This window comes from Streptomyces sp. NPDC050418 (assembly GCF_044458745.1).
In the GTDB taxonomy this organism is placed as follows: domain Bacteria; phylum Actinomycetota; class Actinomycetes; order Streptomycetales; family Streptomycetaceae; genus Streptomyces.
This window is the reverse complement of record NZ_JBITIG010000001.1, coordinates 868,320-882,355: the sequence shown is the minus strand read 5'-3', so window position 1 is coordinate 882,355 and position 14,036 is coordinate 868,320. Positions and strand designations below refer to the sequence as shown.

13 protein-coding genes are annotated in these 14,036 nt (G+C 70.9%); 4 read left to right on the top strand and 9 right to left on the bottom strand.

The genetic code is table 11. The features are described from left to right. Window positions 1-36 precede the first annotated feature (36 nt). From ACIBI4_RS03925 to ACIBI4_RS03915, 3 genes are all read left to right on the top strand, one after another. Window positions 37-945, top strand: coding sequence for a class I SAM-dependent methyltransferase (locus ACIBI4_RS03925; protein ID WP_399201929.1), 909 nt, complete (start codon window positions 37-39; stop codon window positions 943-945). 176 nt (window positions 946-1,121) lie between these two features. Further along, window positions 1,122-1,748, top strand: a complete 627-nt coding sequence (locus ACIBI4_RS03920) for a ClpP family protease (RefSeq protein ID WP_399201928.1) — start codon at window positions 1,122-1,124, stop codon at window positions 1,746-1,748. Window positions 1,749-1,750: 2 nt separating this feature from the next. After that, complete coding sequence (locus ACIBI4_RS03915) at window positions 1,751-2,356, top strand: ClpP family protease (protein WP_399201927.1); 606 nt, start codon at window positions 1,751-1,753, stop codon at window positions 2,354-2,356. A 39-nt stretch (window positions 2,357-2,395) separates the two neighbouring features. Here ACIBI4_RS03915 and ACIBI4_RS03910 read toward each other — a convergent pair whose 3' ends face one another. The 8 genes from ACIBI4_RS03910 to ACIBI4_RS03875 form a co-directional block, all read right to left on the bottom strand. Next, window positions 2,396-2,812 carry a helix-turn-helix domain-containing protein gene (locus ACIBI4_RS03910; RefSeq protein WP_399201926.1) on the bottom strand — a complete coding sequence of 139 codons (417 nt, stop codon included), beginning with the start codon at window positions 2,810-2,812 and terminating at the stop codon, window positions 2,396-2,398. A 194-nt stretch (window positions 2,813-3,006) separates the two neighbouring features. Beyond that, window positions 3,007-3,840 (bottom strand): aldo/keto reductase, encoded by an 834-nt coding sequence (locus ACIBI4_RS03905; RefSeq protein ID WP_399201925.1) that lies wholly within the window; start codon window positions 3,838-3,840, stop codon window positions 3,007-3,009. A gap of 128 nt (window positions 3,841-3,968) precedes the next feature. Further along, window positions 3,969-4,751, bottom strand: a complete 783-nt coding sequence (locus tag ACIBI4_RS03900) for an ABC transporter ATP-binding protein (protein WP_399201924.1) — start codon at window positions 4,749-4,751, stop codon at window positions 3,969-3,971. Beyond that, on the bottom strand, window positions 4,748-7,735 hold the full coding sequence (locus ACIBI4_RS03895; RefSeq protein WP_399201923.1) for an ATP-binding cassette domain-containing protein: 2,988 nt from the start codon (window positions 7,733-7,735) through the stop codon (window positions 4,748-4,750). Before ACIBI4_RS03895 ends, ACIBI4_RS03900 begins: the two co-directional genes overlap by 4 nt. A gap of 12 nt (window positions 7,736-7,747) precedes the next feature. Continuing rightward, window positions 7,748-9,010, bottom strand: a complete 1,263-nt coding sequence (locus tag ACIBI4_RS03890; RefSeq protein ID WP_399201922.1) for an ABC transporter substrate-binding protein — start codon at window positions 9,008-9,010, stop codon at window positions 7,748-7,750. 121 nt (window positions 9,011-9,131) lie between these two features. Next, complete coding sequence (locus tag ACIBI4_RS03885; protein ID WP_399201921.1) at window positions 9,132-10,958, bottom strand: AMP-dependent synthetase/ligase; 1,827 nt, start codon at window positions 10,956-10,958, stop codon at window positions 9,132-9,134. 205 nt (window positions 10,959-11,163) lie between these two features. Beyond that, the gene (locus tag ACIBI4_RS03880; RefSeq protein WP_399201920.1) at window positions 11,164-11,637 is read right to left on the bottom strand and encodes a hypothetical protein; all 474 of its coding nucleotides are present in this window, start codon (window positions 11,635-11,637) and stop codon (window positions 11,164-11,166) included. Next, complete coding sequence (locus ACIBI4_RS03875; RefSeq protein ID WP_399201919.1) at window positions 11,634-12,122, bottom strand: hypothetical protein; 489 nt, start codon at window positions 12,120-12,122, stop codon at window positions 11,634-11,636. Before ACIBI4_RS03875 ends, ACIBI4_RS03880 begins: the two co-directional genes overlap by 4 nt. A gap of 39 nt (window positions 12,123-12,161) precedes the next feature. On the opposite strand from ACIBI4_RS03875, the gene ACIBI4_RS03870 reads away from it, so the two are divergent. Next, window positions 12,162-13,112, top strand: a complete 951-nt coding sequence (locus ACIBI4_RS03870) for a helix-turn-helix transcriptional regulator (protein WP_399201918.1) — start codon at window positions 12,162-12,164, stop codon at window positions 13,110-13,112. Between the two features lie 35 nt (window positions 13,113-13,147). On the opposite strand, the gene ACIBI4_RS03865 is transcribed toward ACIBI4_RS03870, so the two are convergent. Next, window positions 13,148-13,939 (bottom strand): ABC transporter ATP-binding protein, encoded by a 792-nt coding sequence (locus ACIBI4_RS03865; protein ID WP_399201917.1) that lies wholly within the window; start codon window positions 13,937-13,939, stop codon window positions 13,148-13,150. Between the last annotated feature and the right edge of the window lie 97 nt (window positions 13,940-14,036).

Below are 14,036 nucleotides of genomic sequence, written 5' to 3'. Positions count from 1 at the left end.
CACCAGCAGCCAGACGACACAGGTGCGGGAGACGACATGGCACACGGCGCACACGGCACACACGGCCACGGCCACACCAACCAGAACGCTCACGACCACCACAGCAAAGACCACGACTGGGGCACCATGGCCGAGGCCCTGGAGCAGCGCGCCTCCGTGTACGCGCCCCAGTACACCCAGATCTTCGAGGACCTCAGGGGCTCGCTCCTGAAGCGGACCCCGAAGCGGATCATCGACGCCGGGTCCGGCCCAGGCATCCTCACCTGCCGCCTCGCGGAGGCCTTCCCGGAGGCCGAGGCCATCGCCGTCGACGCGGCCCCCGCGCTGCTGGAGCGCGCCGAGGAGCGGGCCAGGAGCAAGGGGCTCGACGGGCGGGTGCGGACGCATCTGGCCGAGCTGCCCGACGGGCTCTCGGACCTCGGGCAGGCCGACCTCGTGTGGCTGGGGCAGTCCCTGCACCACATGGGCGACCAGCAGGCCGCCCTCTCCCGCCTCGCCGACTCCCTCACCCCGGGCGGCATGCTCGTCCTGCTCGAAGGCGGGCTCTCCACCCGCTTCCTGCCCCGCGACTTCGGGTTCGGACGGCCGGGTCTGGAGAGCCGGATCGAGGTCGTACGGGACGGCTGGTTCAACGAGATGCGCGACTCGCTGCACGGCGCCAAGCGCGAGACCGAGGACTGGCCCGCGCTGCTGGCCGCGGCGGGCCTGCGCCCCGCGGCCACCCGCAGCTACCTCATCGACCTGCCCGCACCGCCGTCGCCGGACGCCCGTGCCCACATCGCGGACACCCTGGAGCGCAGCCGCTCCATGCTCGGCGAGCACCTGGACGCGGAGGACCTCGCCGCCCTCGACCGTCTCGTCGACCCTGACGACGAGCTGAGTGTCCACCGACGTGATGACGTGTTCGTGCTGGGTGCCCAGACGGTTCACTTCGCCGTGAAGTAGGGGCACTTCGGAGGGGCGGCATGGAGGGGTGGCATAGAGGGGCGGCATAAGGGGCGGCAAAGAGGCGCTCTGCCCTCGGCGAATCTGCCCAGGGCCAAGATCCCTTACGCCGGCGCCCCTCCGCGCCGAAGGTGGAGTCATCGGACCGCACGACCCCACCACCGCAAGGAGGAGCGATGATCCCGTACGCAACCGACGGGGACACCCCGCCCACCCGCTACGACGACCACCTCGCCGCCCAACTGCTCAGCCAGCGCATCGTGTTCCTCGGGACGCAGGTCGACGAGGTTTCCGCGAACCGGGTCTGCGCCCAGTTGCTGCTGCTGAGCGCGGAGGACTCCCGTACCGACATCAGTCTGTACATCAACAGCCCCGGCGGCTCCGTGCACGCCGGGCTCGCGATCTACGACACGATGCGGCTCATCCCCAACGACGTCTCGACGCTCGCGATGGGATTCGCCGCCAGCATGGGGCAGTTCCTGCTCTGCGTCGGTGCCGAGGGCAAGCGTTATGCGCTGCCCAACGCGCGGATCATGATGCACCAGCCGTCGGCCGGGATCGGAGGGCAGACCTCCGACATCGCGATCCAGGCCGAGAACCTCGCGTATCTGAAGCAGAGCATGGAGCGGCTGACGGCCGAGCACACCGGGCAGTCGCCGGAGACCATCGCCCGCGACGGCGACCGCGACCGCTGGTTCACGGCCGAGGAGGCCAAGGAGTACGGGATGGTCGACCATGTCCTGGCCTCCCTCGACGACGTACGCCCGAAGAGCGCGAAGCCGCGGATGGGACTGGGGGTCTGACGATGGGTCAGTACACGATTCCGAGCGTCATCGAGCGCACCGCGCAGGGCGAGCGGGTCTCCGACATCTACAGCCGGCTGCTCTCCGAGCGGGTCATCTTCCTCGGCACGGAGATCGACGACGGCGTCGCCAACGTCGTCATCGCGCAGCTGCTTCATCTGGAGTCGTCGGCGCCCGAGCGCGAGGTGTCCATCTACCTCAACTCGCCCGGCGGATCGTTCACTTCGCTCATGGCGATCTACGACACGATGTCGTACATCTCCGCGCCGATCGCCACGTACTGCGTGGGCCAGGCCGCCTCCACCGCGGCCGTGCTGCTCGCGGGCGGCGACCCGGGCCGGCGCTTCGTGCTCGAACACGCACGGGTGCTGCTCGGGCAGCCGGCCACCGGCGGCTCGCAGGGCACGGTCTCCGATCTGGCGCTGCGCGCCCAGGAGATGGTGCGGATCCGCAGCCAGGTCGAGGAGGTGCTCGCCCGGCACACGGAGCACGACGTGGCCACGCTGCGGGCCGACATGGACCGCGACAAGGTGTTCACGGCCGAGGAGGCCGTCGCGTACGGGCTCGCGGACCAGGTGCTCAGCCGCCGCACCCTCGCGGCGGCCTGAGCTTCCCGGCGGACACGGTCAGGCGGATACGGGGCGGGGTCAGGCTGCGAGCCGGACCTCGCCCCTTCCCAGTGCCGAGGCGCGGGTCGCGGCGTGCGAGGGCGCGGCCGAGGTGAGAGCGCCGACTTTGATGATCTCGCCCTGTACGCGCGCGAGCAGATCGGAGAGCGTCAGGCCGAGGGCGCGGGCCGCGGCGGCGAGCACCTCCGAGGAGGCCTCCTTGCGGCCGCGCTCCACCTCGGAGAGATACGGCATCGAGATCCGCGCCTCGTCCGCCACGTCCTTCAACGTCCGCTGCTGTGCGAGCCGTTCACCGCGCAGCACATCGCCGACGAGGTCGCGCCACAGCGGCTCCCTGGCCGGTGCGGCCTGCGGGGCGGGGCGCTGCGCGGGGCGGTGGCCCGGGCGCAGCGGGATGACTCGGGCGTTGTCCGGCGCGTTCTCGTGGCTCGTCACCTCTCCAGCCTAGGAGCGGTCGCCGGGACACGCGTGCCGGAACGTTCTGCTGTCGGCAGAAGAGCGCGGCGGGGAGCGGCAGAATGGCGGCCGTATCGGGCGTAACGCCACCCTCCGGACAGCGGTGAAGCCGCCGCCCCACGCGAGGGGCGGCGGCTTCACCGGGTGCGTCGGCGGCTTCGCCAGGTGCGCGGTCAGGCCACGTCGAAGACGGCCGGGTCCGGGCCCAGGCGCTTGCCCTCGTCGAGGGCGGCGAGCGCGGTGAGGTCCTCGGCGTCCAGCTCGAAGCCGAAGACGTCGATGTTCTCGGCGATACGGGAGGGTGTGACGGACTTCGGGATCACGACGTTGCCGGTCTGCAGATGCCAGCGCAGCACGACCTGCGCGGGGCTGCGGCCGTGCTTCTGCGCGATGGCGACGATCGTCGGGACCTCCAGGAGGCCCTTGCCCGAGCCGAGCGGCGACCAGGCCTCGGTGGCGATGCCGTGCTTCGCGTGCAGGGCGCGGAGCTCGGACTGCTGCAGCTGCGGGTGCAGCTCGATCTGGTTGACCGCCGGCACGACGGAGGTCTCGCCGAGGAGGCGCTCCAGGTTCTCGACCGTGAAGTTCGAGACGCCGATCGCCTTGGCGCGGCCGGAGGAGTAGATCTCCTCGAAGGCTTTGTACGTGTCCACGTACAGGTCCTTCGACGGCAGCGGCCAGTGGATGAGGTACAGGTCGACGTAGTCGAGGCCGAGCTTGGCCAGCGAGGTGTCGAAGGCCTTCAGGGTGGAGTCGTACCCCTGGTCGGCGTTCCACAGCTTGGTGGTGACGAAGAGCTCCTCGCGGGCGACACCGGAGCCGGCGATGGCGCGGCCGGTGCCCTCCTCGTTGCCGTAGATCGCCGCGGTGTCGATGCTGCGGTACCCGGCCTCCAGGGCGGTGGCGACCGCCTTCGCCGCCTCTTCGTCCGGCACCTGCCAGACACCGAAGCCGAGCTGCGGCATCGCGACGCCGTTGTTGAGGGTGATGGTGGGGACCTTGCTCACGAGCGATGGATCCTTACGTGGTGGGGAGTGACGTCTCTGTAGCAACCAGAGTGGCGGTTGATCCATTCCGTGTCGCGCCGGAATGTTCACCCGGGGGACCGGGACGGCAGGCGCCCCGGTCCCTCGCGTCAGGCTCCCGCGGGGCTGAGCCCCAGATACGCCTCCCTCACCTTCGGGTCCGCGCGGACCTGTGCCGGGGTGCCCTCGGCCAGGACCGTGCCGAGGTCGAGGACCACGACGCGGGCGCAGAGTTCCATGACGAAGGCCACGTTGTGCTCGACGAGGAGCACCGCACAGCCCTCCTGGTCCGCCAAGTGGCGGATCACCGCGGCGAGTTGGGCGCGTTCCTCGGCCGTCATGCCGGAGGCCGGCTCGTCGAGGAGCAGGACCCGGGGCGGATCGGCGAGGGCGCGCGCCAGCTCGACCATGCGGGCGCTGCCGACCGGCAGGGCGCCCGCGTAGTCCCCGGCGAGCCGGTCGAGGCCGCAGGACCGCAGTACTTCCGCGGCCCGGGCGCGGCGGGCCGTCTCCCGGCCGCGGCGGGTCGGCGAGGCGACGAGGTCGGCGGCGAGCCCGCCGCCTCCGCCGCGCCACTCCTGGGCCACCACAAGGTTGTCGGTCACCGTGAGCTGGCCGAAGAGCTGCTGCCGCTGGAACGTGCGCCGCATCCCGTGGCGCGCCCGCCAGACGGGGGAGCGGCGGCTGATGTCGGCGCCGTCGAGCAGCACCCGGCCCTCGTCCGGCCTGCGGATTCCGGAGACGACGTCGAACAGGGTCGTCTTGCCCGCCCCGTTCGGCCCGATCAGCCCGCAGACCTCGCCGGGCGCGACCCCCAGCGACACCTCGCCGAGCGCCTTGATCCCGCCGAACCGCACCCCCACACCGGAGGCTTCCAGGAGATATCTGCTCATGGCTTGGCCACCTCCGTCGGGGACGCGGGGTCGGATCCGGCCCCAGGGTCGGGGCCGGGACCGGATCCGGCTTCATGCCCGTCCGCGCTCGTGGAGGCGGCGGGGCGGTTCTGGCGGGGGACGGCTCCATTCGCGGCGGGGGTGTCCGCAGGGGTGGCTGGTTCCGGGGAGCCGTCGGATGCGTCCGTGGACGAGCCGTCGGATGCGTCCGTGGGCGAGCCGTCGGATGCCTCCGTGGAGGAGCCGTCCGAGCCCTCCGACCCGTCCGACCCGTCCGAGCCCTCCGACCCGTCAGCGCCACCGGGGCCGTCGGCCCCTTCCGCCCTCGACCCCCCGGCGATCCCCAGATACGCCTCCGTCAACCGGTCCGCCTCGACCTCCGACCGGGGCCCGGTCCATGTGACCTTGCCCTGCGACAGGTACGCCACGGTGTCCGCGACGCCCAGGATTTCGGCGGCCTTCTCCTCGACCAGGAGCAACGCCGTTCCCGCGTCCCGGAGTTCGGTGAGGAGCTGGAAGACCTCGTCGACGACCCGTGGGGCCAGGCCGAGGGAGGGTTCGTCCGCGATCAGGACCTTGGGCGGGTCCTGGAGCAGCGGAGCGAGGGCCAGCATCTGCTGTTCGCCGCCCGACAGCGAACCCGCCGGGACGCGGCGCCGCTCGCCGAGCCGCGGGAAACGGGCGTAGACCGCGTCCCGTGCCTCCTTGGCGGGCAGTTGCAGCGCCAGGTTCTCCTCGATGGTGAGCGAGGGGAAGATGCCCCGGCCCTCGGGCGCGAGGACCACCCCGGCGCGGGCCCGCCGCACCGCGCCATGACGCGTGGCGTCGTGCCCGGCCACGTACACCGTGCCGCCCTGCGCCGAGAGCAGCCCGGCCGCGACCTTGCACGTGGTGGACTTCCCCGCGCCGTTCGGGCCGAGCAACGCGAGGATCTCGCCGGGCCGTACCGCGAGGTCGACGCCGGTGAGGACGGGCGCCCCGTCGTATCCGGCGCGCACGCCCCGGAGTTGGAGCGCCGCCTCCGGCTCCGACACGGCGGCCGCCGTGGGTTCGGCGGCCACGGAGACCGCGGCCACCGCCGCCTTGCGCCGGTGCCGCCGTACCGACACCGCCGCCGCGTACCCGTCGGGGTCATTGGCGAGCGCGAGGCCCGCCAGGCCGAACAGGATCACCGGCAGATGCGCCGACTCGGTCACGTAATCCGCGATGACATGCGGCATGACCGCGTACACGAGCCCTGCCACCACAGCGAACTGCGGCCTGCGCACACCGGCCGCGATGACCACCGCGAGCCAGATGAGGCCGTGCATCGCCGTGAAGTCGGTGGCCGTGATGCGGGTCTGGTACGACGCGTACATCACGCCGCCGAAGCCGGCGAGGCCCGCCGACAGCGTGAACAGCATCAGCTTCGTGCGGATGACGGAGACACCCGAGGCCATCGCGGCCGCCGGCGCCGAGCGGACCGCGAGGATCGCGCGGCCCGACGGAGAGTTCCGCAGGGCGCTGAGCGCGGCCACCGCGGCCGTCACCAGGACCACCATTGCGACGCCCATGGCACGGTCGTCGTTGAGGTCGACCGGTCCGAAGACGGGCCGCGGGATCTCCCAGCCGGTGTCGCCGTTGCGCAACCAGCCCATCTGGAACAGGACTTGGTCCGCGAGGAACGCGAGCGCCAGGGTCGCGAGCGCCAGGGAGCGCCCGCCGAGCCGCAGCGCCGGCAGGGCCACCAGCGCGCCCAGGACCGCCGCCACGCACGTTCCCACGAGGGCCGCCCCGATGAACGGCCAGCCGTGGCTCATCAGGAGCCCGGCCACCATGGCGGCCCCGGTGACGAAGGTCGCCTGGGCCAGCGACACCATCGCGCCGAGCCCCGTCACCACGGTGAACGAGATGAACACCAGGGAGATCGCCAGCCCTTGGGCGAGGATGCCGCTCCAGAACGGCGTGGTGACCGTGTAGAACGCGAGCGCGAGGAGCACCGCGCCGACCGCCCACGGCCCCCACTTGTGCAGCCAGGACCTGCCCGCCAGGTAGTCGATCGGCGGGGCGTCCACCGCGGCCGTGCCCGCCGTGCGCTGCCGCCGGGTCAGGATCAGCAGCCCGCCGAAGAGGATCAGGAACGGTACGGCGGTACGGAAGCCGGTGATGTCGTCCGCGAAGGACGCGTACCCCGCGACGAGGTTCTGCAGCACGCCGAGGCCGAGCCCGCCCGCGAACGCGAGCGGGATCGACATGAAGCGGCCGAGGACCGAGGCGGTCGCCGAGATGAACAGGAACAGCGTGTAGTCGTGCGAGGACAGGGCGAGCAGGGGAGTGGCAAGCACGCCCGCGAGCCCGGCGAGCCCCGAGGACAGCATCCACGCGAGCGACGAGAGCCGGTCGGCGCTGATGCCGCGCAGCTCCACCAGTGAACGGTTGTCGACGGACGCCCGCAGCCTGAGGCCCAGCGGCGTGTGCCGCATCAGGATCCACAGGCCGACGGCCACCACCGCGGTCGTCACCCAGGTGATCAGCTGGTCGGAGTCGATACCGACTCCGTCCATCAGCTGCCACGACTCGGCCGGCGAAGGCCCGACGCCGGGGAGGCCGAACTGGTTCTCCGCGGGCTGCACCGAGGCGCCCGCCTCCTCCAGGAGTTCGACCACCCACAGACCGAGCGCGGGCAGCGCGACGAGCAGACCGATCGTGGCGACGATCTGCGCCGTCTCGCCGACCCGGGCCAGTTTGCGGAACATCAGCCGGTCGAGCGCCCAGCCGAGCCCCGGCGCGATCACGAACACCATGAGGAGCGCGGTCGGGATCGCGGGCCACCCGAAGCCCGAGTGCAGCTCGTAGAAGCCGAGCGCACACAGGTAGGCGGTCGCGCCGTGGGCGAAGTTGAACAGTCCGGAGGCCGAGTAGGACAGGACGAGTCCGGTCGCGAGCAGGGCGTACAGGGCGCCCGAGACCAGACCGCTCAGCACGAAGCCAAGGAGGTCAGCCATGCCCGGGGCCCCTTACTTGAACGGGATGGGTTCGTAGCACTTGAAGGGCGACGACACCTCGTACTTGCCGTTCTTCAACTGCACCAGGGCGCCGCAGCCGAAGGCCTCCGTACGGCCCTTGGGCAGGGCGCGGTCGCCGACCAGGGTGCCGGTGTCGGAGAAGCCCGCGGCGGCCTTCTGGAAGGACTCCACGGTGAGGTCCTTGCCGGCCTTCTCGGCGATGGAGAGGAAGAAGTCGGCGGACATGTAGCCGGTCACCATGTGCATGTTGAGCGGCACGTCCTTGCCCGCGGCCTTCTTGATGTCCTCCTTGAACTGGGCCATCTTCTCGCTGTCCGACTCGAACGGCTCGAACTGCAGCAGTACATGGACCCCGTCGAGCGCCTGCGCGGTGGTCTTCTTGGCGAGCAGCCCCGGGTCGTAGTCGGTCGGGTCGGTGAGCAGGCCCTTGAAGCCGGAGCGCTTGAGCGCCGTGAACAGACCGATGTTGTACGGCGTCTGCATCACGGAGACGACCACGTCGGGCGCCTTGCCGCCGTTGGAGCGCAGGATCTCCTTGGTGTACGCGGACCAGTCGCTCGGCGTCGACGTGGCGGGCACGGAGGCCTTGGCGTAGGCGACCTTGAACCCGGCCGCCGCGAAGCCCTGCTTGTAGGTGCGGATGCCGAACTTGCCCGCGTCGTTGTCGTTGGCGAGCACCGCCACCGACTTGCCCTTCGCGCCGCCGAGCACATGCGCGAGGCCCTCGGGCCAGGACTGTGTGATGACACCGCCGGGCATGGGCACGAGGCAGCCGTTGAAGCCGTAGATGTGCTCGTTGGAGCAGAACTGCGGGATGGTGCCCCAGCCGAACGTGGGCACCTTCTGCTTCTCCAGGAAGTCGGCGCCGGAGAACGTCACCGAGCTCATCGGCGAGACGGCGAAGACCTTCTCCTGCTGGACGAGCTTACGGGCCGCGGCGAGGTTCTTGCCGGGGTCCTGGCCGTCGTCCTCGGCCCCGATGTAGTCGATCTTGCGGCCGTTGACGCCGCCCTCCGCGTTGGCCCGGTCGTAGCGGGCCTTGGCGCCGAGGTCGGTGTCCTTCTTGCTGTAGCCGCTCGCCGTCGTCATGGAGACGATGCCGCCGACCTTGATCGAGTCGTCGGTCACTCCCCGTACCGTCGCACCCTTGCCCGGGCCGCCCGAGCCGTCGGTGGAGTTGGAAGCAGAATTACACGCAGTAGCGAGCAGCAGCGCTGCAGACGCTGCTGCGATGGCGCGGAACGATCGCAACACAGCCCTGTCCCTCCGTCGAAGTCACCGCATTCTGTGGGGAACCTGATGGACCGTCAATAACTGATGCGTCGCCAATTGATGACCCGTCAGAAATGACATCGGTGTCGCGGCGAGATGGGGCTCAACTGCTGTAGAGCGCCTCGACCTCGGCGGCGTAGGCCTGCTCGATCGCCTTGCGCTTCAGCTTCAGGGACGGCGTGAGCAGCCCGTGCTCCTCCGTGAACTGATGCGCCAGTATGCGGAACGTACGAATGGATTCGGCCTGCGAGACAAGGGTGTTGGCCGCCACGACGGCGCGCCGCACCTCCGTCTCCAGATCCGGATCGCGCACCAGTTCCTCCGGCGCCGGCGAGGACTTGCCGCGCATCGTCAGCCAGTGCTCGACCGCGTCCGTGTCCAGCGTGACCAGGGCGGCGACATACGGCCGGTCGTTGCCGACGACGATGCACTGCCCCACCAGCGGGTGATCGCGCACCCGCTCCTCCAGCTGCGTCGGCGAGACCGACTTGCCGCCCGAGGTCACCAGGATCTCCTTCTTGCGCCCGGTGATCGTCAGATAGCCGTCCTCGTCCAGCGCCCCGATGTCCCCGGTCGACAGCCAGCCGTCGTGCAGTACGGCGTCGGTGGCCTTCGGGTCGCCGAGATAGCCCTGGAAGACATGGCTGCCGTACAGCCAGACCTCGCCGTCCTCCGCGATGTGCACGGTCGTGCCCGGCAGCGGCTGCCCCACCGTGCCGAAGCGGGTGCGCTCCGGCGGGTTGGCGGTGGCGGCGGCGGTGGACTCCGTGAGGCCGTACCCCTCGAAGATGTGCACGCCCGCGCCCGCGAAGAACAGACCGAGCTTGCGGTCCATCCCCGAACCGCCCGACATCGCGTGCCGCACGCGGCCGCCCATCGCCTCGCGGACCTTGGCGTACACCAGCTTCTCGAAGAGGCCGTGCTGCATCCGCAGCGCGGCCGACGGGCCCGGTCCGATCCCGAAGGCCTTGTGCTCCTGCGCCTCGGCGTACTTCACCGCGCAGTCGACGGCCTTCTCGAACGCGCCGGCCTTGCCGCCCGCTTCGGCCTTCCTGTGGGCCGCGCGGTAGATCTTCTCGAAGATGTACGGCACGGCGAGGAAGAACGTCGGCCGGAACTCCGCGAGATCCGGCAGCAGCGCCGCCGCGCTCAGATCCGGCTGATGCCCGAACCTGACCTTCGCGCGCACCGCGGCCACCTGCACCATCCGCCCGAAGACATGCGCGAGCGGCAGGAAGAGGAGCGTCGAGGGCTCGTCGCCGGGCTTCGTGTGGAAGACGGGCTCCCAGCGGCCGGCGATCGTGTCGCACTCGTACATCAGGTTCGCGTGGGTGATCACACAGCCCTTGGGGCGGCCCGTGGTGCCCGAGGTGTAGATCACGGTGGCCACCGAGTCCGGTGTCACGGCGCGGCGGTGGCGGTGCACCATCTCGTCGTCGATGTGCTCACCGGCCGCCGTCAGCTCGTCGACCGCCGCCGCGTCCAGCTGCCACAGGCGCTGCAGGGCGGGCAGCCGGTCGATCACGGAACCGATGGTCATCGCGTGGTCCTCGTGCTCCACGACGCAGGACGAGACCTGCGCGTCGTGGAGCATCCAGAAGACCTGCTCGGCGGAGGACGTCGGATAGACCGGCACCACCTGCGCGCCGATCGTCCACAGCGCGAAGTCGAAGAGCGTCCACTCATAACGCGTACGGGACATCAGCGCGACGCGGTCGCCGAACCGCACGCCCTGCGCGAGCAGGCCCTTGGCCAGCGCGAGGACCTGGTCGCGGAACTCGCCCGCCGTGACATCCGTCCACTGCCCGTCGACCTTGCGGCCGAGGGCGATGTGCAGCGGGTCCTCCTGGGCGTGGTCGAACACGGCGTCCGCCAGGCCGCCCACCGCAGGCGCCGAGGACGCCAAGGAGGGTGAGGTGAACTCGCGCAAGTGGATCTCCTTGTGGCGCTCCGTGATGCGCGGTGAACGTACCCCACCTCCGGCCCCGGCGGGAGGGGGTCATCCGATCCGGGAGGCGTACCGATACGTCCAGGTCAGCCCCTTAAATGGGGCCACAAGGTAGGAGGGTGGGACAGATTACTGACCGGGCGGTAAGTTTCGGTGCTGTTATCTCCACCGAATTTGTACGACGCGGTCACCGGGTCGCCGTCGTCTCCCGCGAGAACTCCATCACCCAGTTCGTGATCCAGGTCAGCCCGCCGTCGACGGAGAACGCCTGCTCCCAGCGGGCGCTGCTCGTGGAGATCCCCGACCAGACGAACCGCACCCGGACCGGCTTGCCCTCGTGCCGATCGTCCCCGAAGAACTGCCCGGTGCCATCCTCCCCGAACCGCCCGGTCACCGGCGGGTACAGCTTCCCGGTCCGGCTGTCCGCCCAGTACAGCGACCACTCCCCGGTCTCCCGGTCGAACAGCCGCAGAGTGAGCCCCGTGTAGTCCGGCATCGTGATCTCGTCGAAGTGCGCCGCACCGCCGAAATGCGTACCGCCCTCGGTGACGGAGTCGAACTCCTGCCAGCCCGCCGCCTCCGGGTTCAGGAAGTCGAGCGCCTTGCGGTGGCGGACGGTCCAGCGGCCGGTGAGGAAGTCGAAGTCGTACGAGGTGCTCATGCGGGGTCTCCGAACGGTCCGGTGGTGCCTTCGGGCAGGGAGTCGGCGAGATAGCCGTCGAGGTCGGGTACGGGCGGCGCGAGCAGGTGACGGACCCATGCGTCGCGTTCGTGGGTGACGGGCGACAGCTCCCAGACGCAGCCGATCCACGGCGCCGTGGTGCGGACGAAATGGGACGGATCGCGGTCCGGGCAGTCGAGCACCGGCTGTCCGGCCGCCGCTCCCGCGAAGTGCAGGACGTTGTCCCAGACCCAGCTGTACGCGTTGAGATACGCGCCGTCGTCACCACCGCGGTGCAGCACCACGAACGTGGCGGGCGGCGTCCCGTCGGGCTCGGGAAGCAGCTCGGGCAGGATCGCGTACGCCGCCTTCTCCACCTCCGGCGCGATGCCCGCCGGGTCCGCGCTGACGTGGTAGCGCTTGATGTGCCGGCCGCCCACGGTGAGAGGCGGCGGAGTCCACAGGAACTTCTCGGTGAAAGCCATGGCTGGACGGTAGGAGCGCTTCACTGCCACCTTGTGTCAGTGAAGTCCAGCCGACTCGTCTCGATCCTGCTGCTCCTGCAGAGCCGCGGCCGCCTCACCGCTGCCCAGCTCGCCGAGGAGCTGGAGGTGTCGCTGCGCACCGTGTACCGGGACGTCGAGGCGCTGCACGCCGCCGGAGTGCCGCTGTACGGCGAGTCCGGGCACGCCGGCGGGTACCGGCTGCTCGACGGCTGGCGCACCCGTCTGACCGGGCTCACCACGGGGGAGGCCGAGGCGCTGTTCCTGTCCGCCGTGCCGGGCGCCGCGGCCGAGCTGGGTCTCGGCGCGCTGCTCACCGCCGCGCAGCACAAGGTCGAGGCCGCGCTGCCGCCCGAACTGCGCGCCCACAGCGCCCGGATCAAGTCCCGCTTCCACCTGGACGCGCACGGCTGGTACGCGGACGCCGACGAGGTGCCGTTCCTCACCGACGTGGCCCACGCGGTGTGGAACGGCAGGGTCCTGCAGGTGCGCTACCGCCGCTGGAAGGAGCCGGTCGAGGTCGAGCGCCGGATCGAGCCGTACGGACTGGTCCTCAAGGCGGGCCGCTGGTACGTGGTCGGTGGGCCGCGGCCCATGACGTACCGCGTCGACCAGATCCTCGAACTCTCGGACGCGGGCGAGGAGTTCGAGGTGCCTGACGGATTCGATCTCGCCGCATACTGGCGGCGCCACCAGGAGGACTTCCTCGACCGGCTGCACACCGGCACGGCCGTGGTCCGCCTCACCGGGGCGGGGGCGGCCCGGCTCACCGGGAGACAGGCCGCCGCGTACGCGCAGAGCGCGCGCCCGGACGGTGAGGGCCGGACCAGGGCCGAGCTGCCGATCGAGTCGGAGACCTTCGCGGTGATGGAGTTCCTGCGGCTCGGTGCGGAGGTGGAGGTGCTCGGCCCGCCCGGGCTCAGGGCTGAAATGGCGCGGGTGGTACGGGAGTTGGGTGCGCTCTACCCGTAGGCAGGGGCCTCTCGGCAGTTGCCCGCGCCAGGTGATCAGACGGCGGGCGTACGGTCCCGTGAGGCCGGGATGACCACCGGCGCGCCGTCCCCCGGAGCCTCGACCACGTCGGCGTCGATGGCGTAGAGCTCCTTGACCAGTGCGGCCGTGACGACCTCGCGCGCCGGGCCGTGTGCGACCACCTGCCCCGCGTGCATCGCGACGATCTCGTCGGCGTAGCGGGCCGCGCCCGCGAGATCGTGCAGGACCATCATCACCGTGCGGCCCGCGGCGGCCACCTCCCGTACCAGCTCCAGGACTTCGACCGCGTGGCCGAGGTCGAGGGCGCTGGTGGGCTCGTCGAGCAGCACCACCGGGGTCTGCTGCGCCAGGACCATCGCGAGCCAGCAGCGCTGCCGCTGGCCGCCGGAGAGCTGGTCGAGGCGGCGATCGGCGAGGGAGGCGGTCCCGGTGGCGGCGAGTGCTTCGCGTACCGCCTCCTCGTCCTCGCGCGACCACTGGCGGAACAGGCCCTGGTGCGGATGGCGGCCGTAGCGGACGAGCCCCGCGACCGTCACCGCCTCCGGAGCCTGGGGCGACTGCGGGAGCAGGGCGATGCGATGGGCCGCCTGGCGCCCGCTCAGCTGCCAGATGTCCTCGTCGCCGATGCGGACGTGGCCGGATTCCGGCCGGTGCAGCCGTGCGATCGTGCGCAACAGCGTGGACTTGCCGCACCCGTTGGGGCCCACGACGGCCACCACCTGCCCGCTGGACACGTGGAGGTCCACCTCGTGGACGACGGGGTGGCCGGGGTAGCCGGCGCTGAGGCGTTCGGCGGTTATCTGCACCGGTTCAGGGCCCTTTCTTCGGTTCTGTCACCGCAGACGATTGCATTGTCAGGTAAGGCTAACCTAATCTCTGCTCGATGTCGGCGGCCCGCCGTGC